The organism is Streptomyces sp. NPDC001480 (genome assembly GCF_042894725.1).
Taxonomy (GTDB): domain Bacteria; phylum Actinomycetota; class Actinomycetes; order Streptomycetales; family Streptomycetaceae; genus Streptomyces.
In genome coordinates this window covers 58,061-79,748 of the sequence record NZ_JBIAVX010000020.1, presented here as the reverse complement: position 1 = coordinate 79,748, position 21,688 = coordinate 58,061, and the positions used below count along the sequence as shown (strand labels likewise).

Genomic DNA, 21,688 nt, shown 5'->3' with positions numbered 1-21,688 from the left:
CCCGACCAACGGTATCCCTAGACCTCTTCCGGCAGCTCCCCGACCCGGTTCTCCCACTTCGTGGACAGCACGATGGTGGTACGGGTCCGCGAGACGCCCTTCGTCCCGCTGAGCCGGCGGATGGTCTTCTCCAGCCCGTCCACGTCCGTGGAGCGCACCTTGAGCATGTAGGAGTCGTCGCCCGCGATGAACCAGCAGTCCTCGATCTCCGGCAGGTCCTTCAGCCGGCCCGCCACGTCCTCGTGGTCGACGGCGTCGGAGAGCGAGATGCCGATCAGGGCGGTGACTCCGAGGCCGAGGGAGGCGGAGTCGACGGTGGCCCGGTAGCCGGTGATGACGCCGGCCGCCTCCAGCCGGTTGATGCGGTCGGTGACGCTGGGTCCCGACAGGCCGACGAGGCGCCCCAGCTCCGCGTAGGAGGCCCGGCCGTTCTCCCTCAGGGCCTGGATGAGCTGCCTGTCCACCGCGTCCATGCGATCGAAGCCTTCCGGTGAAAAGTTCTTGGAGTGATGAGAGGTACTGCGTACCGCGTACTGCCAGTGACTCGACTTGCTCAGATGCCGCTCAGGTCGTGCGGGTTGCGTCGCCGCCGCCCAGCTCCCCCCGCCAGCGGCGGTAGAGGCGGTGCTCCACGCCCGCCGCGTCGAGGACGCGTCCGGCGACGAAGTCCACCAGGTCCTGGATGTGGGTGGCGCCCGCGTAGAAGGCCGGGGAGGCGGGGACCACGGTGGCGCCCGCGTCGTCCAGGGCGACCAGGTGGCGCAGGGTCTGCCCGTTCAGCGGGGCCTCCCGTACGGCCACGACGAGCGGGCGGCGCTCCTTGAGGGTGACGCTCGCGGCCCGTTGCAGCAGATCCTTCGACAGCCCGAGCGCGACCCCGGCCACGCCCGCGGTGGAGGCGGGCACGATCAGCATGCCCTTCGCGGGGTACGACCCCGAGGACGGCCCCGCCGCCAGGTCCCCCGCGCTCCAGTACCGCACCCCCTCGACGTCCACCGCGAACGTGCCCGGTTTGCCGTCGGCCCCCCTGGCCAGCCATTCCCGCAGGTCGTCCCGCCAGTGTGCGTCCCGGAACGAGATCCCCGTCTCGTCAAGGAGCGTGAGCCGTGACGCCCTCGACACCACGAGGTCGACCGACTCCCCCGCCTCCAGCAGCGCCCGCAGCACGGCAGCCGCGTACGGCGTCCCCGACGCTCCGGAGACCCCCACGATCCAAGGCACCCGCTGCGTTTCTCCTGCGTTCACATCTTGAGCGTACCGGCGGGGCGGGCGGTGTTCAGGGCGGGTAGGGCGCTGTCCGGGGCGCCCGGCCGGGCCCGCCGGGGAACGGGCCTCACCCGAACGGGCTACACCGTGAGGCCGCGCACCAGCAGATCGAGCAGGGCGCACACGAACAGGGCGATCCCGATGAAGCCGTTGACCTGGAAGAACGCCCTGTTCAGGCGGGTCAGGTCGTGGGGGCGGACGATCCGGTGCTCGTAGAGGAAGGCGCCCGCGACGATCAGCAGGCCCAGCCAGAAGAACGCGCCGGCGTGGGTGGCGAGGGCGTACCAGACGAACAGGGCCGTCGTCACCGTGTGGCAGGCGCGGGCGCCCCAGATGGCGGCGGGGATGCCGAAGCGGGCCGGGACCGACATGACGCCGATCTCACGGTCGGTCTCGACGTCCTGGCAGGCGTAGATCAGGTCGAAGCCGCCGATCCAGATGCCCACGGCGAGGCCGAGGATCACCGCGTTCCAGGACCACTCGCCGCTGATCGCGAGCCAGCCGCCGACCGGGCCCATCGCCTGGGCGAGGCCCAGGATGGCCTGGGGGAAGTTCGTGAAGCGTTTGCCGTAGGGGTAGACCACCATCGGGACCACGGCGATGGGGGCCAGCGCCAGGCACAGGGGGTTCAGCAGGGCCGCCGCGCCGAGGAAGACCACCAGGGCGATCAGGGCGCCCGTCCAGGCGTGCCGGACGGACATCGCGCCGGTCACCAGCTCGCGGTGGGCCGTGCGCGGGTTCCGGGCGTCGATCTCGCGGTCGATGATCCGGTTGACCGCCATCGCGAAGGTACGCAGACCCACCATGCAGACGGTGACCAGGAGCAGCCGGCCCCAGTGGATGTTGCGGTCCGCCTGGTACATCGCGGTGAGGGAGGCGATGTAGGCGAAGGGGAGCGCGAAGATCGAGTGCTCGATCATCACCAGGCGCAGGAACGCCGGCACACCTCCGCGTCGGCGGAGAGGCTCCGCGCTGCCCTCTCCAAGGATGGCCTCTCCGCTCACAGCCCGTACTCCTTCCAGCGCCGCGTCACCCGTTCGGCGGTATCCGGGTCCGACAGGACCATGTCCGGCCATCCCCCGTCCCGCGTGTACCCCTCCTCGGGCCACTTCTTCGTGGCGTCGATGCCCGCCTTGCCACCCCAGAACTGCTGGTAGGAGGCGTGGTCGAGGTGGTCGACGGGGCCCTCGGCCACCGTCAGGTCGCGGGCGTAGTCGGTGTTGCCGAGCGCCCGCCAGGCGACCTCGTGGAGGTCGTGGACGTCGCAGTCGGAGTCGACGACCACGATCAGCTTGGTGAGCGACATCATGTGTGCCCCCCAGATCGCGTGCATCACCTTCTGCGCGTGCTTGGGGTACTTCTTGTCGATCGAGACGATCGCGCAGTTGTGGAAGCCGCCGGCCTCGGGCAGGTGGTAGTCCACGATGTCCGGGACGATGATCTTCAGCAGGGGGAGGAAGAAGCGCTCCGTCGCGCGGCCCAGGGGGCCGTCCTCGGTCGGGGGCCTGCCCACGACGATGGACTGGAGCAGGGGGCGGCGGCGCATCGTCACGCAGTCGATCCTCAGCGCGGGGAACGGCTCCTGCGGGGTGTAGAAGCCGGTGTGGTCGCCGAAGGGGCCCTCGGGGAGCATCTCGCCCGGCTCCAGCCAGCCCTCCAGTACGACCTCGGCGTTCGCCGGGACCTGGAGCGGGACCGTCTTGCAGTCGACCATCTCGATGCGCTTGCCCGCGATGAACCCGGCGAAGAGGTACTCGTCGATGTCGCCGGGCAGGGGTGCGGTGGAGGCGTAGGTGACGGCAGGGGGGCAGCCGAAGGCGATCGCGACCGGGAGGCGCTCGCCCTTGCGGGCCGCGACCTGGTAGTGGTTGCGGCTGTCCTTGTGGATCTGCCAGTGCATGCCGATGGTGCGCTTGTCGTGGCGCTGGAGGCGGTACAGGCCGAGGTTGCGGATGCCGGTCTCGGGGTCCTTGGTGTGGGTGAGCCCGAGGTTGAAGAAGGAGCCGCCGTCCTTGGGCCAGGTGAAGAGCGCGGGGAGCCGGTCGAGGTCCACCTCGTCGCCGTGCAGGACGACCTCCTGCACGGGCGCGCCCGCGGACTTCACCTTCTTCGGCGGTACGTGCGCCATCGCGCCGAGCTTGCCGAAGGCCTCGCGCACACCGACGAAGCCGTGCGGCAGTTCGGGGCGCAGCAGGCCGCCGATCTTGTCGCTGATCTCGCCGTACGACTTCAGGCCGAGGGCCTTCAGCAGCCGGCGGTCGGTGCCGAAGACGTTCATCGCCAGCGGCATCGCGGAGCCCTTCACGTTCTCGAAGAGCAGGGCGGGACCGCCGGACTTCTGCACCCGGTCGACGATCTCCCCGACCTCCAGGTACGGGTCGACCTCGGCCTTGATGCGCTTGAGGTCTCCCTCGCGCTCCAGTGCCCTGAGCAGGGAGCGAAGATCGTCGTAAGCCATGCGTCCCAGTATCGCGGAGGCCCCTGCGCCACCGACGCGCGCCCCGCTCACACCGCCCGCGGGAACGGATTCCGCCCACCCGCTACCCTGGCCCGGTCACCGGGGCCGTCCCACTTCGCGAGGAGATCGCACACCCATGCTCAGGTATCTGCCCCTCCTGCTGGTCCTGGCGCTGTGGATCTACGCCTTCGTGGACTGCCTGAACACCCCCGAGGAAGACGTGCGCGCGCTGCCGAAGGTGATCTGGGTGATCGTCATCCTGCTCTTCGGCGAGGTGCTCGTCGGCCCGGTGGCCTGGCTGATCGCCGGCAAGAACCGCGGCGCCCGCGCGGGCGGCCCGGGCCCGAGCGCGGGCGGGGGCGGGGGCCGTTGGGTGGCGCCCGACGACAACCCCGAGTTCCTGAAGTCCCTGAACAAGGACGACCCCAAGGGGGACTGACCGGGCATGGAGCAGGCACAGGCACGGACATGGCTCGCCACCGCCGTCGCCGAGGCCCGGGCCGGGCTGGCCGAGGGCGGTATTCCGATCGGGGCCGCGCTCTACGGCGCCGACGGCGCCCTCCTCGGCCGCGGTCACAACCGGCGGGTGCAGGACGGCGACCCCTCGGCGCACGCGGAGACGGCCGCCTTCCGCGCGGCGGGGCGGCAGCGGACGTACCGGGGCACGACCATGGTGACCACGCTCTCACCGTGCTGGTACTGCTCCGGTCTGGTCCGGCAGTTCGGCATCTCGAGGGTGGTGGTCGGCGAGGCGGTCACCTTCCACGGCGGGCACGACTGGCTCGCCGGGCACGGAGTGGAGGTGGTTCTCCTCGACGATCCCGAGTGCACGGCGATGATGCGTGACTTCATCGCGGAGAACCCGGCTCTGTGGAATGAGGACATCGGCCATGACTGAGCCCCGTATCCCCACCATCGACCTACGGCCCTGGCGGCACGGCGACCCGGACACCCGCGCCCGGATCGCCCGTACCGTCGACGAGGCCCTCCAGACCGCCGGGTTCCTGCTGGTCAGCGGGCACGGCGTGGCGCCGGGGCTGCGGGAGCGGATCCGGGCGGCCGCGCGGGCGTTCTTCACGCTGCCCGCCGAGGTGAAGCAGGCGTACGAGGCGAGGGTCGGCGGGCGCGGCTGGCTGGGGCCGGGCGCGGAGGCCAACGGGTACGCCGAGGGGACCGAGACGCCGCCGGACCTGAAGGAGTCGCTGACCTTCGCCACGCACGAGCCGTTCGACGATCCGGTCGTCAACGCGGAGTGGTACGCGCCGAACGTGTGGCCCGCCGAAGTGCCCGAACTGCGGCCCCTGTGCGAGGAGTACCTCGGGAGGATGGCCGGGCTGGAGAAGGAGCTGCTGTCCCTGCTCGGGTACGCGCTCGGGGTCGAGCCGGACTTCTTCAGCAGGCACATGGACCATCCGACGTACGGCTTCAACATCAACTGGTACCCCGGCTCCGAGGTGATCGGCGAGGCGCAGCCGGGGCAGTTCCGGATCGGGCCGCACACCGACTTCGGGACGGTCACCATCCTGGACCGGCAGGCCGGCAAGGGCGGGCTCCAGGTGTACACGGATCCCTCGGAGGGCGGGGGCGGCTGGGAGGACGCGCCCTACGACCCAACCGCGCTCACCATCAACATCGGGGATCTGCTGGCCCGTTGGACCGGTGACCGGTGGCGGTCCGGGCGGCACCGGGTGCTGCCGCCGCCCGTGGACGCGCCCGCCGAGGAGCTGATGTCGCTGGTGTACTTCGGGGAGTGCACCCCGGGCACGCTGGTGGAGTCCGTGCCCGCGCCGGTGGGACGGGTGGCCTATCCGCCCGTCGACTCGCATGTTTATCTGCGGGCAAAGCTGGATTCGATCACCGTCGGCTGACGATCCGGGCAGATTCGTAACCCAACGGACATCACGCGATCTGGCCGGAAGCAACTGCCCCTTCCTACACTGGAGTTCGAGGGGGGATGCGGTGCACAGACGTCTGCATGGGCGTGGGGCCCTGTTCGACACGGATCCGGCCGGACTCGCTCCGCGGCTGGTGGGCCTGCGCCCGTACCAGCACCGCGCGCACCCGGTCGAGCATCCCAAGGAGCTGCCCCTCGTCCTGCTCACGGGGGCCCGGGGGCTGGGCAAGAGCTCGGTGCTCGGGGAGTTGCGGGAGGCGTACAAGGGGCACACGCCGGTCGCGTTGATCGACTGTGCCGACGAGCAGTTCGCCGGGCCGCCCGCGGAGCGGCCCGCCGAGTCCTGGTCGCCGGTGGCGCAGGGGCTGCTGGTGATCGCCGAGCAGCTCGCCGAGCCGGTGACCGGCGCCGGGCGGATCCAGTTCCCACGTCTGATGTCGGGCCTGGTCGCGGTGGCCGCGAGCGGCTGGGGCGATGCCGACTCGGAGCGGATCCGGCGGGAGGTCGAGCGGATCCTGCTGCTGAACGAGAGCGGGTCGTGGATCAGCGGCTTCGCCGGGCGGTGGGCCGGGAAGGTGGCGGCGAAGGTGGTCGCCGCCGCGACCGGGACCGGGCCGCTGCTGTCCGGGGCGATCGAGGCCACCCTGGAGTCGGTCGCGGAGGGGTTCACGCACCGGCGGCACCAGAAGGCGTCCGTCTGGTACCGCTCGTACCCGAACGCGGGCGGGCACGCCCAGCGCGGGCTGATGCTGCTGGCGGGGCACTTCCGGGCGGGCGGCACCTCCCGGGAGCACGCCGAGCGGTATCTCGTACGGGCCCTGCTCACCGACCTTGCGGAGGCGTACGCGGGGATGCTGCCGCGCATGCAGCGCCTGGGCCGGCCGCTGGTGCTGGTCGACAACGCGCAGAGCGCGCCGGGGCCGGGGCTCGTCGACGCCGTGCTGCGGGACCGGGCCGAGGGCATCGCCGACCAGGTGGTGTTCGTGGGCGCCCGGCGCGGCGACGGGCGGGAGGCGCTGCGCAACGCCGCCCGCCGCGGCCTGCCCGAGGTGGCCCGGCGCAGCGACTGGACCCCGGACGCGGCCGTGCCGTCCTCCCGGGCGCTGCTGGTGTCGCTGCCGCCGCTGAGCCCCGACGACACCCTGCACATCGTCGGCGCGGTCTGCGACGAGCTTCCGGTGCCGCCCCAACTGCCGCATGCCACGCACCGGCTGACCGGCGGGAATCCGCTGGGTATCGCCCTGCTCGCGGAGTCGGCCGCGCAGCACCTGCCCGGGGCCACCTCGCTCGGTGAGCTGCTCACCGCCGATGTGCGGCTGCACGAGGACCAGGACGGAGCGCCCGCCTACCGCGAACTCCTCGACCGGCTGGTGCCCGCCGACCGGCTGGACGAGCTGACGGTGCTGGCCGCCGCCCACGACCACGACTCGGCCTGCGCGCTGGCGGCCGCGCTGCTCCCGGACGACTTCGGCCCGGCGGACGTACGGGCCCTGCAGACCAGGCTCGCCGAGGAGGGGCTGCCGGGCACGCCCGGGCACTTCGTCGGCGACCTGTTCGTACGGACCCTGCTGCTGCTCCGGCTGCACCTGCGGGATGCCGACCACAGCGGCTGGCGCACGGCGCACGAGACCCTGGCCGCGCACTACGCGCCGGACGGCGCCGAGGATCCCGGCCGCGCCCGCTACCGGCTGCACCACGAACTCGCCCTGGGCACCGCGGACTCGGCGGTCGCCCATCTGCGCGACACCTTCCCCACCGCCGACACCCGGGCCTGGCTGCGCACCCTCCGCTTCGTCGCCGCCGCGCCCTACTTCCACGCGCACGACGCCGAGGGCCGCGACTTCACCGGCCGGGGCGACCGGCGGGCCGCCGTGGCGCTGGGCCGCACGGACACCGACCTGGCGGTGCCGGAGGGCGTGGACGGCGTACTGCACCTGCGGGTACGGCGGCTGCTGCACGCGGTGTGGCAGCTGGCCGACCCGCTGGTGCTGCCCGACCCCAGGGTCTGCGACCGGCTGCGGTTCGAGCTGGAGCAGCTGTCCAATCTGCGGCCGGCGGGCAACGCGCTGCTGTGGCGGGCCTCCCGGGACTGGCCGGCGGCCGCGCTCGCCGGACGCCCGCCGGACACCTGGGACGACCCGGAGGACCCGGACGACCCGAGCGGGGAGGCGTGATGGCGCGCAGAGGCGTGGGCACGTGGGTGCGCGAGGGTGTCTGGGAGATCCCGCTGCGCCGCTATCTGGCGCTGCTGGTGACGGCGGCCCTGCTGACCGGCCTGGTCTTCGCGGTGCGGACGCTCGCGCACGACGACCGGTCCTGCGCGCCCGGGGTGGTGCGGCCGGCGGGCAGCGACGAGTGCGTGGGCGTGGCGACGGGCGCCTACGACTTCGGGCGGGCCCAGTTGCGGGACGCGGTGCGGGCCATCGACCGGGAGAACGGGCGGCTCAAGAGCGGCACGTACGTGACGGTGGCCCTGATGCTGCCGTACACCTCGACCGCCCCGGCGAACCTGGCCGACATCCAACACCAGTTGCAGGGTGCCTACCTGGCCCAGTACCAGGCCAACCACCAGTCCAACGGCGAGGCCCCGCAGATCCGGCTGCTGCTCGCCAACTCCGGGGCCACCGGCGACCACTGGCGGCGGACGGTGGACCAGCTGACCCGGATGACGAGGACCGCCGACCGGCTGCGGGCGGTCGCGGGGATCGGGCAGAGCACCGACAACAACAAGAAGGCCGTCGCGGAGCTGACCCGGCGCGGGATCCCGGTGGTCGGCTCCTCCATCACCGCCGACGACCTGGCCAACGGGCAGGGCGGCAAGGACCCCTTCCCCGGGCTGGCGCGGGTCTCGCCGACCAACACCGACGAGGCGCGGGCGCTGGCCTCCTTCGCCAAGGTCAGCGCGGGCAGGGCGCTGCTGGTGTACGACAAGCCCGGGGACCCGTACACGCGGACGCTGCAGAGCGCGTTCACGGCGCTGCTGAAGGGGTCGCGGTCCGAGCCGCGGCCGTTCTACCCGCCCGCCGACCGCAGCAAGGAGGGCACCACCGCCAACACGTTCTGGGAGATCACGCAGATCCTGTGCTCCACGCCCAGGACGACGGACACGATCCTGTTCGCGGGCCGGCACACCCAGTTGCGGCAGTTCATCAACGCGCTGGGGCAACGCGGCTGCGAGGACCGGAGGTTCACCCTGCTCACCGGTGACGAGGGCTCGTACCTGACCGGTGACAGGAAGCTGGACCACAGCGCCCTCGAACACAACCTCTCCGTGCGCTACACCTCCCTCGCCCACCCGGACACGTGGAAAGGGGCTCCCGCGACGGCCACCGGCGGCTCGGCCAAGGACGCGCGGGACCTGGCGGAGCTGGTGGCCGACGGCAAGCGGGGGCCGGTGGGGCCGATCGGCTCGGTGGCCCTGGACGACGGCCAGCTGATCATCGGCTACGACGCCCTGCGGCTGGCCGTACGCGGTGTCCGCATGGCCACGCACGGCGGCACGGCGACCCCGACGCTGGCGGTGGTGGGCCACGAGTGGACCCAGGTGCAGGGGGCGCTGCGGCTGGGCGGGGCGAGCGGCTGGGTCTGTCTGGACGCGCACGGCAATCCGTACGACAAGGCGGTGCCGATCGTGGAGCTCGTGCCCGAGGGCGGTTCGCGGTTCGTGAAGACGGCCTGGCCGGAGGGGAAGCCGCCGGGGAAGGAGTGTCTGCCGCCGGCCTAGGAGGCCTCGGCGGTCTCCCCCATTAGCTCGATCAAGCGTTCGAATCGAGTCCGCCAGCCCGATCCCGACTCCCCCTCCCCCTGGAACTCGTGGGTGAACCGCAGCACCGCCCCGCCCTCCGCGTCCCGCTCCAGATGGAAGCGGACGCGTCCACCGCCCTCCACGGTGTACTCGGCTACCCGGTCCACGTCCCACGCGGTGATCTCCCCGGCCCCCAGCCCGCGCAGCGCGACGGTCCCGCCGAGCCGCGGCTCCAGCACGTCGACGTCCGTGAACCAGCCCGCCAGCCCCTCCGGCGTGGCGAGCGCCGGCCAGACCTCCTCCACGGCCCGCGGAAGCCGTACCAGGAAGTGCAGGATGTGCGTGTTCCCGTGGGTCTGGCTGGTGCCCTGTTCGATGGAACCGGTCATGACACCAGCCTGACCCTTGGCCGAGGGTTGCGCACCCGGTTGCGGGCGCCGCCGTCAGCGGCTCACACGCGAGTTAAGTCATGGACATGATCCGCGACGGATCAGTATCGTGCTCCCCGACCAGTCCGTCGGTCGTCCACAGCCGACGGCACGCGGCCGGCCTGACCAGCCGGCCTGAACAGAGGGGGATCTCGTGTTCAACAGGAAGACGCTCGGCAAGAGGAAGCTCACCTCGGTCCTCTCGACACCGCTGCTGCTCGGCGGCATCGCCGTGGCCGCGCCCATCGCCGTGGCCACCCCGGCCAGCGCCGCGGTGCACGGCTGCGGGTTCCACCAGATCAACACCTACTCGATCAGTCAGACCTGCCACTACGGCCCGGGAGAGCAGCGGCTCAAGATCCTCTGCACCGACGGCATCAACGGCAACACGTACACCGTCTGGGGTCCGTGGAAGCAGTGGTACCAGAACTCCGTGGCCGCGTGCGGCGCGCCCCAGCGGACCACCGCGAGCTTCCTCGACACGCAGGTCAGGGACTGACCCGCAGGCCGGACAGGCTCCAGCCGTACGAAGACCTCCGTGTGGTGGAGTCCTGGACTCCACCACACGGAGGTCTTCGTGTCCCGGCGGGGACAAGCAGACCTTGTCCGCGGCGACCGCGTCCGCGGCCGGCCCCGGGTACTCAGACGCCCGCGTAGGAGTGCTTGCCGGTCACGAAGATGTTGACGCCGTAGTAGTTGAACAGCCAGCAGCCGAAGGCGATCATCGCCAGGTAGGCGGCCTTGCGGCCCTTCCAGCCGGCTGTGGCGCGGGCGTGCAGGTAGCAGGCGTAGGCGACCCAGGTGATGAAGGACCAGGTCTCCTTGGGGTCCCAGTTCCAGTAGCGGCCCCAGGCGTCGCCCGCCCAGATCGCGCCCGCGATGATCGTGAACGTCCACAGCGGGAAGACGGCCGCGTTGACGCGGTAGGCGAACTTGTCGAGCGAGGCGGAGGCGGGCAGGCGCTCCAGGACCGAGGTCGCGAAGCTGCCGGGCTTGCCGCCGGTCTGGAGCTTGTTCTCGTACGAGTCCTTGAAGAGGTACAGGATCGTGGCGACCGCGCCGACGTAGAACACCGCGCCGCAGAAGATCGCGGTGGAGACGTGGATATAGAGCCAGTACGAGTGCAGGGCCGGGACCAGCTGGTCGCTCGCCGTGTAGAGGACGGTGACCGCGAGGCCCAGGTCGAGCAGGACCGTGGTGACCAGGAACAGGCCCATCCAGCGGACGTTCTTCCGCAGGGCCAGCAGCGCGAGGTAGACGGCGACGGCGACCGTCGAGAACGTGATGTTGAACTCGTACATGTTGCCCCACGGCGCCCGCTCCACGGAGGCCGCGCGGGCGACGACACCGGCCAGCTCCACGAGGAAGGCGAGCACGGTGAGGGAGACGGCGATCCGGCCGTAGAGGTCGCCCTGCTCGTCACCGCCGTGGGCACCGGGCCCGTCCGGCACGTCCCGGGCACCGGCCGCTGACCGCACGACGACCTTGGGCCGCTCCAGCACGGCGGTCCCGCCGGCCTGCTGCACGGTGACGGCGGGCCCCCGCGTGGCCTTGGTGTCCGCCGTGAGCGCGGCGGCCGTGCGGGCCACCTTGCTGCGGCTGCCGAAGAGCCATTCGGCGATGTAGGCGAAGAAGGCCAGGGTGTAGACGGCCATCGACGAGTAGATCAGCGTGTTGCTGATGCTCGCGAGATGTTCGTTGGTGGCGGCGGCGAGATCGGTTGCGGCGGCGAGAGTCACCTCAGCACTCCTTCGGGTGAAGATCCCGGCGACTTGCGGTCGGGCGTTGAGGTCGTGGGAAAGGCTTGCGGTCGTGTCACCGGGCTGGTTTCAACCCGGCCGGCGTTGATCGTGGAAGACCTGGCGGGCCGCTGGTCCGCCGGGCGGCGTGAGCCGGGAATCTCCCTGGATCCGCAGGGGAGAGGATTCAATGCTTCTCAGCCCCTTCGGCAGCGACTGCGGCGTCGGAGTCGAACGCACCGTCCGGCTCCGCCTCCGGTTCATCGGGTACCCCCGGCGCCTGGTCGTAGAGGATTCCGGCGAGGTCGCCCAGTTCCTCGGGGACCTTGGCGGACTCGCTGCGGCCGAGGCCGGCCATCTCGACGACCGTGACGCCGTCGGCGCCGCGGACGGCCCGCACCCAGACGCGGCGGCGCTGGATGAACAGGGACGCGGCGAGGCCGAAGATCGCGGCGAGCGCGCCGCCGAGCGCCCAGCCGCTGCCCGGCTCCTGGACGATCTCGAAGCCGGCCCACTCCTTGACATCCTTCTCGAAGGTGATCGAGCCGGCGCCGTTGGGCAGCTGCATGGTCTGCCCGGGCTTGAGGTTGTCCCTCAGCTGCGCGCCCTTGGCGTCCTTGTACGCCTTCATGTGGGTCTTGTCGAGCTGGTACACGCTCTGCGGCAGGCCCGCGTCCACACCGAGGTCGCCGTGGTACGGCTCCAGGTTCAGCACCGGGTTCAGCAGCGCCGGGAACTGGGAGAGCACCGAGGCGCCACCGCCGTAGGTCGGCAGGAAGAAGGCCTTCACGCCCAGCTGCTCGCTGACGCCCTGGGCGTTCTTGTAGCCGTCCATCACCTTGATGACGCCCTGCGAGCTGACGTTCCCGTCGAGCGGCAGCAGCGGCACGGCGTCCTTGTAGACGACGTCGCCCTTGCCGTCGCGGACGGTGATGACGGGCGCGTAGCCGTGGCTGACGAGGTAGACCTTGGCGTCGTCGATCTTCAGCGGCTGGTTGACCTTGATGGTCGCCGGCCGCGACTTGCCGTACGCGCCCTTGCTGTAGTCGATCTTCGCCTGGAAGGTGCGCGGGGTGCCCTTGTTCGGGCCGCTCATCTCGTAGGTGCCCTGGAAATCCTTCAGGTCGAAGCTGAAGGGCACCAGGTCGTCGCTCTTGAAGAGGCTGCCGGACTTGAAGTCGTCGTACAGGATGATCGAGTTGGAGAACCCGGCGCCCTCGACGACCAGCTTGGTGCCGTCCGACTTGAACAGCTGGCCCGAGGCGAAGGCGACCAGCAGCACGATCAGCGCGATGTGGAAGACCAGGTTGCCCAGCTCACGCACGTAGCCCTTCTCGGCGGCGACGGCGTCACCGGAGGAGTGGGCGCGGAAGCGGCGCTTCTTCAGCAGGGCGAGCGCGGCCTCGTGGACCTGCTCGGGCTCGGCCTCGGTGCGCCAGGTGGTGTAGGCGGGCAGCCGGTTCAGCCGCTTGGGCGCGGCGGGCGGCCGGCCGCGCAGCTGGCCGACGAACTGCCAGGTGCGCGGGACGATGCAGCCGATGAGCGAGACGAACAGCAGGATGTAGATCGCGGAGAACCACACCGAGCTGTAGACGTGAAAGAGGCCGAGCTTGTCGTAGATCGGCGCGAGCGTGCTGTGCGCCTTGCGGAAGTCGGCGACCTTGTTGAGGTCGGCGCCGGTCTGCGGGATCAGCGAGCCGGGGATCGCGCCGAGCGACAGCAGCAGGAGCAGCAGCAGCGCGACCCGCATGGAGGTCAGCTGGCGCCAGAACCAGCGGACCCAGCCGATGACCCCGAGGGAGGGAAAGCTCACCGCCTCTTCCTGCGGGGCGGTGGACAACTGGGAGCCGGCCGCTCCGAGGTCCTGGTCCTCGGCGCTGTTCGGGGAGTTGTCGGCGGTGGTCTTGCTCATGGATCAGATCCCCACATTGAAGCCGTCGGACCAGGTCTGCATCTCCTGCACGAGACGGTCCCACGCGCCGGTCAGCAGCAGTACACCGGTCACGATCATCATGGTGCCGCCGATGCGCATCACCCAGACATAGTGGCGCTTGACCCAGCCGAACGCGCCGAGGGCCTTGCGGAAGGCGACGGCGGTGAGGACGAAGGGGACGCCGAGGCCGAGGCAGTAGGCGACGGTCAGTATGGCGCCGCGGCCGGCGCTCGACTCGTGCCACGAGAGGGCGTTCACCGACGCGAGGGTGGGGCCGATGCAGGGTGTCCAGCCGATGCCGAACAGCGCGCCTAGCACGGGCGCGCCCGCCAGGCCGGTCGCCGGCCGCTTGTGGAAGCGGAACTCGCGCTGGGTGAGCCAGGGCATCAGCCCCATGAAGAACACACCCATGAGGATCATGAGCACGCCGAGGACCTTGGTCAGGGTGTCTTTGTGCTCCTGCAAGGTCCAGCCGAAGAAGCCGAACAGTGCCCCGCTGGAGATGAACACGGCACTGAAGCCGAGCACGAACAGGGAGGCTCCGGCGACCATCCGCCCCCGTTTGGCCTCGGCCAGGTCGGTGCCGGCCACCCCGGTGACATAGGAGAGGTAGCCGGGGACCAGCGGCAGCACGCAGGGCGAGAAGAAGGAGACGAGGCCGCCGAGCACCGCGATCGGCAGGGCGACCAGCAGTGCGCCGTTGAGCACGGTCTGGTTCTTGCCCACCTCGCCGGCGAGCGTGACGAGTGCGCTCACGTCACTTCTCCGCGAGGACCGGCTTGAGCATCTTCAGCAGGCTCTCCTCGCTGAGCGCCTCCAGCGCCCGCGCGGCGATCTTCCCGTCCCGGTCGAGGATCAGCGTGGTGGGGACCAGCTGCGGGTTGAGGGTGCCCTTCTTGAAGCGGAGCATCAGTTTGCCGGTCGGGTCGTAGAGGCTGGGGTAGGTGATCCCCTGTCCCTTCTCGAAGGCGACCGCCGGGGTGGTGCTGCTGTCCCGGGTGTTGATGCCGACGAACTGGACGCCCTTGCCCTCGTACTCCTTGGAGACCTTGGCGAAGTACTTGCCCTCCGCGCGGCACGGCCCGCACCAGGAGCCCCAGATGTTGACGACGACGACCTTGCCCTTGTAGTCGGCGACGTCGAGGGTCTTGCCGTCGATGGTCTTGCCGGACAGGTCCGGCGCCGGGTCCCGGTGGCCCTTGGCGGCCGTGTCGATGCCGTTCTTGCCGGTGACGAAGTTGGTGTCACCACCCCCGCCCGAGATGCCGCCCGAGCTGCACGCGGACAGGGTCAGGGCCGCTGCGGCGGCCGTGGCGGCGAGCAGGAGGCGGCTGCGGGTAGTCATGTGAAAAGTTTCGCATGCCCGTTCTGGGGATGTTGCGCACCCCCCTTGCGGGCGGAAACCCGCATTTCAGGCGGCGTTTCGGGCAGCGGTCTCAGGCGGCGTTCGAAGAGGCCGACTTCGTGTCCGACAGGAAGCCCTTCCAGCCGCCCGCCGGCCGCTGCCCGACCTCCAGGGTACGCAGCTTGGCGAGCACCTCGGGCTTCTGCACGTCCAGCCAGTCCACGAACTGCTTGAAGGAGACCAGCCGTACGTCCGCGCCCTTCTCCTTCTCGCGCGCGATGTGCTTGAAGGCCTCCTCGACGGCGTCCATGTAGAGGCCGCCGTTCCACTGCTCGAAGTGGTTGCCTATGAAGAAGGGTGCCCTGTTTGTCTCGTATGCCCGCTGGAATCCGGATATGTAGGCCTGAGCGGACTGCCGGCGCCAGCCCGGGTAGTTGTAGGCCGGCGCCTTGGTGGAGTTGACGGACTGGTTGGCGAGCATGTTGTAGTCCATGGAGAGCACTTCGAAGGAGTGCCCGGGGAAAGGTATCTGCTGCAACGGCAGGTCCCAGATCCCCAGCTTCTTCTGCGGCCACGTCTGACGGCCGCCCGGCGAGGAGGCGTCGTAGCGCCAGCCGAGCTCGCGGGCGGTGGGCAACAGGTTGTCCTGGCCGAGCAGACAGGGCGTACGGCCGCCGACGAGCTCCTTGTCGTAGTCGAACGGCAGCGCCGGCATGTCCTTCCAGCCGGTGTTGGTCCGCCACTGCTTCACGAAGGACTTCGCCTGCTCGATCTCACTCTTCCACTGCTGCGGGGTCCACCACTTGACCGAGCCGTGCGCCTCGCCGCAGAAGTGCCCGTTGAAGTGGGTGCCGATCTCGTGGCCCTCGAGCCAGGCACGGCGGACGTTGGTGAGCGTCGCCTTGACGTGGTCGTCGGTGAGGTAGCCGATGTCGGAGGCGCCGCGCGGGTTGTTCGGCGGGTTGTAGAGCCGCTTCTTCGACTCGGGCAGCAGGTACAGCCCCGAGAGGAAGAAGGTCATGCTCGCCCCGTGCTCCTTGGCGAGGTCGAGGAAGCGCGGGAAGAGGCCGTTGCCGACCTCGCCCGCACCGTCCCAGGAGAAGACGACGAACTGCGGCGGCTCCTGACCGGGGTGCAGCGGCTCGGGCTTGGCAGGCTGGTGGGGCTGCTTGCCGGTGAAGGACGTGGAACCGTCGCCGAGGGGGCGGGCGGGGTGCGCACTGCTGCCGCTGCCGTGGTCCCGGGAACGTCCCTTGCCGGAACCGGAACCGTGCCCGTCGCCGTCTGACGCGTCGAGCGTTCCGCAGCCGGCGAGTGAGGCGGCGGCCGCGGCACCCGCGCCGAGGCCGAGTACTCCGCGTCGGGAGAAGGTGCGCATGAGAACCCCGATTCGTCACGTCCTGCTGGTGGTCACCCACTCAGAGGGCGTGACGAACCGGTAGGTTCCTCAGTTATTCAGTTAATCCGCAACAAACGTAACAAGCCTGTCTCCACGGAACCCTCAGGCCCCGAACGCCTTCCCCTGCCCCTTCACCGGCTTCGCACCGGCCAGCAGATGGGCCGGGACGAGGTCGCGGGCGGGCTCGGAGTAGCCGACGGAAACGATCCTGTCGCCCTGGTATGTGAAAGTCGTCAGGGAGGCCAGGGTGCACTGACGCTTGCGCGGATCGTGCCACAGCCGCCGCCGCTCGACGTACGAACGCACGATCCAGATCGGCAGCTGATGGCTCACCAGCACCGCCTCGTGCCCGCGCGCCCGGTCCTTCGCCGCGTTCAGCGCGCCCATCATCCGCACGACCTGGTCGACGTACGGCTCCCCCCAGGACGGCTTGAACGGGTTGACGAGGTGCTTCCAGTTCTCCGGCCGGCGCAGCGCCCCGTCCCCGACACCGAAGGTCTTGCCCTGGAAGACGTTGTCGGCCTCGATGAGCCGCTCGTCGGTGTCCAGGTCCAGGCCGTGCGCCTTGGCGATCGGGGTCGCGGTCTCCTGCGCCCGCTCCAGCGGGGAGGCGACGACGTACGTCACATCGCGCGGGGCGAGGTGCTCGGCGACCCGCTCGGCCATCTGCCGGCCCAGCTCGGAGAGACGGTAGCCCGGCAGCCGCCCGTAGAGGACGCCGGTCGGGTTCTCCACCTCGCCGTGCCGCATGAGGTGAACGACGGTGATGTCCTTGCTGTCACTCATGCTGCCGTGGCCTCCGCCGCAGCTCGGGCCGCCGCCGGGAGGGCGTCGGCGATCTTCTGGATGGCCCGCTCGTCATGGGCCGTGGACACGAACCAGGACTCGAAGGACGACGGCGGCAGGTAGACGCCGTTCGCCAGCAACGAGTGGAAGAAGGCGGTGAAGCGGAAGGAGTCCTGCGCCTTGGCGTCCTCGTAGTTCCGCACGGAGCGGTCCGTGAAGAAGACGGAGAACATGTTGGAGGCCCGCTGGAGCCGGTGCGCCACGCCCTCCTTGGTGAGCGCCTCGGTGACCAGACCCTGGATCTGCTCCGACACGGCGTCGACCGTCTCGTACGCGGCGTCGTCGAGCAGCCGCAGCTGGGCGAGGCCCGCGGCGGTGGCGACCGGGTTCCCGGAGAGGGTGCCGGCCTGGTAGACGGGCCCGGCGGGCGCGAGGTGGGCCATGACGTCGGCCCGGCCGCCGAAGGCCGCGGCCGGGAAGCCGCCGCCCATGACCTTGCCGAAGGTCATCAGATCGGGCCTGACCCCGTCGACGCCGTACCACCCGGCGCGACTGGTACGGAAGCCGGTCATCACCTCGTCGGAGATGTACAGCGCCCCGTTCTGCGCGCAGGCGTCCTTCAGCCCCTGGTTGAAGCCCGGCTGCGGCGGTACGACGCCCATGTTGCCGGGGGAGGCCTCCGTGATCACGCAGGCGATCTCGCCGGGGTGGGCGTGGAAGGCGGCGTGCACGGCCTCCAGGTCGTTGTACGGCAGCACGATCGTGTCGCCGGCCTGGGCACCGGTGACGCCGGGGGTGTCGGGCAGCGCGAAGGTGGCGACGCCGGAGCCCGCGGCGGCGAGCAGCGAGTCGACGTGCCCGTGGTAGCACCCGGCGAACTTGATCACCTTGGACCGCCGGGTGAACCCGCGGGCGAGCCGGATGGCCGACATGGTGGCCTCGGTCCCGCTGGACACCAGCCGCACCTGCTCGACGGGCTCGACCCGGGCGACGATCTCCTCCGCGAGGGCGACCTCGCCCTCACCGGGCGTACCGAAGGACGTACCGCGCGCGACGGCCTGCTGCACGGCGGCGATCACCTCGGGGTGGGAGTGCCCGAGGATCATCGGCCCCCAGGAGCACACCAGATCCACGTACTCCCGGCCGTCGGCGTCGGTCAGGTACGGACCGGTGCCGGACACCATGAACCGGGGCGTACCGCCCACGGCACGGAAGGCGCGCACCGGGGAGTTCACGCCGCCCGGCGTGACGGCGGCCGCGCGGTCGAACAGGGCCTGTGAGACGGGCGCCTCGTAGGGGTAGGGCGCTGCCGGCAGCGCTCCCGAGGAGTTGGCTTCACTCATGACCTGCGGCTTCTCCCACCTTCTCTGACAGGGTGACCTCATCAGGGTAGGCCGACGAGGGGACGGGTCCGGCAAAGCGGGGGTGGCTGCACCGATCACGTGGTCGAACTTCTGCCATCTGCGAGACTGGGAAGACCTGGGAAGACTGGGACGCGATCCCGCGGACTGTTGTATCCCCGCACGTTTCGGCGGGCGGCCGTGGGGGAGGTCACTGACACGATGATCGGGTTGCGCGGCGGGGGCCACGCGTCCTAGAAAAGCAGTCGGGTGGAGATATGCATCGCGGTGGCGGACTGGGCGAGGGGACTGATGACCTGGGTCCTCGACGTGCCCGGCGGGGAAGGCACCGGCGCGAGGCGGAGGAAGCGGCCGAAGCACGTCAGGCACAGAGCGGACCGAATGAGCCGGAGGGGCTCGAACGACGTATTGATCGTCGAGTGGACCGGTTGAAGGCGGAGAGCAGGAATGGTGGTCGGGTGGGGGTGACGTACAAATACTTCGGCGCGCCCGACGGCGCGACCGCGGCCCGCGTGCCGATCTCCATGCGCCCCGAGGAGCTCGGCGGCGACGAGCTCGGCATGAACGGCATGTTCACCAAGATCAAGCCGGAGACGATGGCCGCGATGGTCCTCACCGGGATCGAGGGTGTCCCCCTGCACAAGGTGCCGCCCCTGGAGCTGGTCGTCCTGCACCCCGACTACGCGGTCGTGAAACTCCCGATGACCGTCGTCGACCCCCTGCGGGGCATCGGCGAGGAAGCGGTCGGCGCGGCGGCGTTCATCTGGTCCACGGTCCCGGACCGGGGCGGGCCGCGGGACGCGTTCAACGTGTACCAGTTGCTGCACGAGTGGCAGGACTTCAGCCATCGGTTGCATGAGGCGGGGCATCAGCCTTATTGCCTTGTTTGGCCCTGAGCTGGGGTTTCTTGCGGATCGGGCGGGGTCTTCGGGCCTCGCCCTTTTTGGTGCCGGGAGGGGCCGTCAGGCGGCATAGCCGGAATAGTCCTGCGACCATCAGGCCGGCACGCTCTGCTCGACAGGTCTGTAGTGTGCGGCAATGACGAGAAGCGAACGGCTCGCGGAGCAGTTGGACTGGTACTGGCGCAAGAACTTGCGGCCACGGCTGGAGGGTCTTACCGACGAGGAGTACTTCTGGGAGCCGGTGCGCGACTGCTGGAGCATTCGCCCACGTGGCACGTCGGCCGCACCGATGCCGGCAGGTTCGGGCGAGTGGACGATGGACTTCGCGTTCCCTGACCCGGTGCCGGCACCGGTGACCACGATTGCCTGGCGGCTGGCGCACATCATCGTCTCCTGCCTGGGCTATCGGGTCGGATGGTACTTCGGCGGCCAGGACGTCGAATCCGAGACATTCGCCTACGCGGGAACCGCTGACGAGGCGCTGAAACAGCTCGATGAGATGTACGGGAGATGGAACGCGGGGGTCCGCGAGCTCTCGGACGCCGACCTGGACAATCCGCCCACGGCGGGTCCCGAGCGGTTTCCCATGGAGAACAGAGTCCTGCATGTCAACAGGGAGCTGATCCATCACGGCGCCGAGATTTCCCTGCTGCGCGACCTCTACCGCCGGCAGGACGGAGCCGCACCGCACCGAATATGACTTTCGGTAACTGGCGATCGAGCTGCGGAAACCTACATGGACCCATAGCCCTCGCGGGCCGCCCGCTGACCGGCCCTCAGCCGGGAGCCCGCCCCATCGCGGCGGCCCACCGCGCCTGGCACACACGCCAGGTCTTCCACGGCACCCCGCGGCCGGCCGGCGTCGCCTGACCGGACTGCCCGTACCGCGCGCGAAGCACGAAGTGGGAGACTCTGCCGGTGAGCGTCCCGGACGACAGCAACCGCAGCGCCCTGCTCCGCCGGGGCTTCGCCCTGGAGTACGTCACGCTCGGGTGGAACGTGGTCGGCATCGTCGTCCTCGCCGTCGCCGCCCTGCGCGCCCGGTCGGTCGCGCTGGCCGGGTTCGGTCTGGACTCCCTCATCGAGATCGGCGCGTCGACCGTCGTCGTGTGGGAACTGTCCGGCACCGGTGAGGCGCGGCGGCGCCGGGCCCTGCGGCTGATCGGCTTCGCGTTCGCGGGACTGGCCGCGTACCTGTTCGTGCAGTCCACGGTGGTCCTGACCGGCGGACACCATCCCGGGCACTCGCCGCTGGGCATCGTCTGGACCGCGGTCACCGCCGCCGTGATGTTCGCTCTAGCCGCGGGCAAGTCCCGCACCGGCGCGGCGCTCGACAACCCGGTGCTGCGCACCGAGGGCCGGGTGACGCTGATCGACGGTCTGCTGGCCGTCGCCGTCCTCCTCGGTCTCGTACTGAACACCTCCCTCGGCTGGTGGTGGGCCGACCCCGTCGCCGGCTACGTCCTCGTGTTCTACGCGGTCCGTGAAGTCCGCGAGATCTTCTGACGAACCGCCACTGTCCGGCTGGCCGGTTCGCTCCCCCCTGGAATCAGGGCGGCCGTATCCTCCCCGGCATCCGATGCGAAGCACGCCCATCCGAGGACGCCTGCCGTGTATGAAGAGCGCTTAGCCGGTTTCGCCCCCACCACCGCTCACCCCGCCCGGACCTGGAACTACTGGCTCGGCGGCAAGGACAACTACGAGGCCGACCGCGAAGCGGGAGACGCGATCCTCGAGATCTATCCCGAGATCGCGGACATGGCCCGCTTCCAACGTGCCTTCCTCCGGCGGATCATCCGGTACTTCACCGTCGACTGCGGCATCCGCCAGTTCCTCGACATCGGCACCGGCCTGCCCACCGCCGACAACACCCACGAAGTGGCCCAGCGCCTGGCGCCCGAAGCCCGCGTCGTCTACGTGGACAACGACCCCATCGTCCTGCGCCACGCCGAAGCGCTGCTCCGCAGCACCCCCGAGGGCAGGACCGACTACATCGAGGCCGACCTGCGCGATCCCGGCCGGATCCTCGACGAAGCCGCCCGCACCCTCGACTTCACCCAGCCGGTCGCCATCACCCTCCTCGGCGTCCTCCTGTTCATCCCCGGCGACGACACGGTGGACGCCATCATGGGCCGCCTGCGTGACGTCATGGCCCCCGGCAGCCACCTCGCACTCACGCACACCACCACCGCCGTGGGGGGCGGCCGTACCGACGACGCCGCCAAGGAGTGGAACGACAACAGCCCCAACCCCATGGTCATGCGCACCCCCGAGCACATCCGCGGCTACGTGCGGGACCTGGAACTGCTCGAACCCGGCATCGTTCCCCTCACGCGCTGGCGTCCCGACCCCGCGGACGCGAGCCGCACCCGCGACATCGACGAGTTCTGCGCGGTGGCCCGAAAGCCGTGACCGCGTGAGCTCGTGAGCTC

At 70.4% G+C, this 21,688-nt stretch carries 22 protein-coding genes and 1 pseudogene; 11 read left to right on the top strand and 12 right to left on the bottom strand.

The window, feature by feature from the left end; all coding sequences use genetic code 11:
- Positions 1-17 precede the first annotated feature (17 nt).
- From ACFY01_RS38235 to ACFY01_RS38220, 4 genes are all read right to left on the bottom strand, one after another.
- Positions 18-473, bottom strand: coding sequence for an Lrp/AsnC family transcriptional regulator (locus ACFY01_RS38235; protein ID WP_132856389.1), 456 nt, complete (start codon positions 471-473; stop codon positions 18-20).
- A 91-nt stretch (positions 474-564) separates the two neighbouring features.
- The gene (locus tag ACFY01_RS38230) at positions 565-1,221 is read right to left on the bottom strand and encodes a UbiX family flavin prenyltransferase (protein WP_390740447.1); all 657 of its coding nucleotides are present in this window, start codon (positions 1,219-1,221) and stop codon (positions 565-567) included.
- 125 nt (positions 1,222-1,346) lie between these two features.
- Positions 1,347-2,270, bottom strand: coding sequence for a menaquinone biosynthesis prenyltransferase MqnP (mqnP, locus tag ACFY01_RS38225; RefSeq protein ID WP_390740387.1), 924 nt, complete (start codon positions 2,268-2,270; stop codon positions 1,347-1,349).
- On the bottom strand, positions 2,267-3,724 hold the full coding sequence (locus tag ACFY01_RS38220) for a menaquinone biosynthesis decarboxylase (RefSeq protein ID WP_390740386.1): 1,458 nt from the start codon (positions 3,722-3,724) through the stop codon (positions 2,267-2,269). Before ACFY01_RS38220 ends, mqnP begins: the two co-directional genes overlap by 4 nt.
- A 136-nt stretch (positions 3,725-3,860) precedes the next feature.
- Between ACFY01_RS38220 and ACFY01_RS38215 the strand changes: the two genes are divergently transcribed.
- From ACFY01_RS38215 to ACFY01_RS38195, 5 genes are all read left to right on the top strand, one after another.
- Entirely contained in the window at positions 3,861-4,163 is a 303-nt protein-coding gene (locus ACFY01_RS38215) for a PLD nuclease N-terminal domain-containing protein (protein ID WP_390740385.1), read from the top strand.
- 6 nt (positions 4,164-4,169) lie between these two features.
- Positions 4,170-4,622, top strand: a complete 453-nt coding sequence (locus ACFY01_RS38210; RefSeq protein ID WP_390740384.1) for a nucleoside deaminase — start codon at positions 4,170-4,172, stop codon at positions 4,620-4,622.
- Positions 4,615-5,592, top strand: a complete 978-nt coding sequence (locus ACFY01_RS38205; protein WP_390740383.1) for an isopenicillin N synthase family dioxygenase — start codon at positions 4,615-4,617, stop codon at positions 5,590-5,592. Before ACFY01_RS38210 ends, ACFY01_RS38205 begins: the two co-directional genes overlap by 8 nt.
- A 91-nt stretch (positions 5,593-5,683) precedes the next feature.
- Complete coding sequence (locus ACFY01_RS38200; RefSeq protein WP_390740382.1) at positions 5,684-7,792, top strand: hypothetical protein; 2,109 nt, start codon at positions 5,684-5,686, stop codon at positions 7,790-7,792.
- Complete coding sequence (locus tag ACFY01_RS38195; protein ID WP_390740381.1) at positions 7,792-9,342, top strand: ABC transporter substrate-binding protein; 1,551 nt, start codon at positions 7,792-7,794, stop codon at positions 9,340-9,342. The genes ACFY01_RS38200 and ACFY01_RS38195 overlap by 1 nt, the downstream gene beginning before the upstream one ends.
- Here ACFY01_RS38195 and ACFY01_RS38190 read toward each other — a convergent pair.
- Complete coding sequence (locus ACFY01_RS38190) at positions 9,339-9,752, bottom strand: SRPBCC domain-containing protein (RefSeq protein ID WP_390740380.1); 414 nt, start codon at positions 9,750-9,752, stop codon at positions 9,339-9,341. The two genes, ACFY01_RS38195 and ACFY01_RS38190, sit on opposite strands and share 4 nt — an antisense overlap.
- A 193-nt stretch (positions 9,753-9,945) precedes the next feature.
- On the opposite strand from ACFY01_RS38190, the gene ACFY01_RS38185 reads away from it, so the two are divergent.
- Positions 9,946-10,290 carry a hypothetical protein gene (locus ACFY01_RS38185; RefSeq protein WP_390740379.1) on the top strand — a complete coding sequence of 115 codons (345 nt, stop codon included), beginning with the start codon at positions 9,946-9,948 and terminating at the stop codon, positions 10,288-10,290.
- 142 nt (positions 10,291-10,432) lie between these two features.
- On the opposite strand, the gene ccsB is transcribed toward ACFY01_RS38185, so the two are convergent.
- The 7 genes from ccsB to hemL form a co-directional block, all read right to left on the bottom strand.
- Positions 10,433-11,530 (bottom strand): c-type cytochrome biogenesis protein CcsB, encoded by a 1,098-nt coding sequence (gene ccsB / locus ACFY01_RS38180; RefSeq protein WP_390740378.1) that lies wholly within the window; start codon positions 11,528-11,530, stop codon positions 10,433-10,435.
- Between the two features lie 187 nt (positions 11,531-11,717).
- A complete protein-coding gene (locus ACFY01_RS38175; RefSeq protein WP_390740377.1) occupies positions 11,718-13,442 on the bottom strand; it encodes a cytochrome c biogenesis protein ResB in 1,725 nt (574 codons plus the stop codon).
- A 3-nt stretch (positions 13,443-13,445) separates the two neighbouring features.
- On the bottom strand, positions 13,446-14,219 hold the full coding sequence (locus ACFY01_RS38170) for a cytochrome c biogenesis CcdA family protein (RefSeq protein WP_390740376.1): 774 nt from the start codon (positions 14,217-14,219) through the stop codon (positions 13,446-13,448).
- A gap of 1 nt (position 14,220) precedes the next feature.
- Positions 14,221-14,808 carry a TlpA family protein disulfide reductase gene (locus ACFY01_RS38165; RefSeq protein WP_390740375.1) on the bottom strand — a complete coding sequence of 196 codons (588 nt, stop codon included), beginning with the start codon at positions 14,806-14,808 and terminating at the stop codon, positions 14,221-14,223.
- 91 nt (positions 14,809-14,899) lie between these two features.
- Positions 14,900-16,186 (bottom strand): hypothetical protein, encoded by a 1,287-nt coding sequence (locus ACFY01_RS38160; RefSeq protein ID WP_390740374.1) that lies wholly within the window; start codon positions 16,184-16,186, stop codon positions 14,900-14,902.
- A gap of 123 nt (positions 16,187-16,309) precedes the next feature.
- Complete coding sequence (locus ACFY01_RS38155) at positions 16,310-16,993, bottom strand: histidine phosphatase family protein (RefSeq protein ID WP_132856404.1); 684 nt, start codon at positions 16,991-16,993, stop codon at positions 16,310-16,312.
- On the bottom strand, positions 16,990-18,309 hold the full coding sequence (hemL, locus tag ACFY01_RS38150; RefSeq protein WP_390740446.1) for a glutamate-1-semialdehyde 2,1-aminomutase: 1,320 nt from the start codon (positions 18,307-18,309) through the stop codon (positions 16,990-16,992). Before hemL ends, ACFY01_RS38155 begins: the two co-directional genes overlap by 4 nt.
- 302 nt (positions 18,310-18,611) lie before the next feature.
- Between hemL and ACFY01_RS38145 the strand changes: the two genes are divergently transcribed.
- The 5 genes and pseudogenes from ACFY01_RS38145 (at position 18,612) to ACFY01_RS38125 (ending at position 21,668) form a co-directional block, all read left to right on the top strand.
- Positions 18,612-19,250, top strand: coding sequence for a hypothetical protein (locus ACFY01_RS38145; RefSeq protein WP_390740373.1), 639 nt, complete (start codon positions 18,612-18,614; stop codon positions 19,248-19,250).
- A gap of 142 nt (positions 19,251-19,392) precedes the next feature.
- Positions 19,393-19,956, top strand: coding sequence for a DinB family protein (locus ACFY01_RS38140; protein ID WP_390740372.1), 564 nt, complete (start codon positions 19,393-19,395; stop codon positions 19,954-19,956).
- A gap of 44 nt (positions 19,957-20,000) precedes the next feature.
- A pseudogene (locus ACFY01_RS38135) lies at positions 20,001-20,126 on the top strand (restriction endonuclease); the annotation flags it as partial.
- A gap of 48 nt (positions 20,127-20,174) precedes the next feature.
- The gene (locus ACFY01_RS38130; protein WP_390740371.1) at positions 20,175-20,762 is read left to right on the top strand and encodes a cation transporter; all 588 of its coding nucleotides are present in this window, start codon (positions 20,175-20,177) and stop codon (positions 20,760-20,762) included.
- Positions 20,763-20,867: 105 nt separating this feature from the next.
- Positions 20,868-21,668, top strand: a complete 801-nt coding sequence (locus ACFY01_RS38125; RefSeq protein WP_390740370.1) for an SAM-dependent methyltransferase — start codon at positions 20,868-20,870, stop codon at positions 21,666-21,668.
- Positions 21,669-21,688 lie beyond the last annotated feature (20 nt).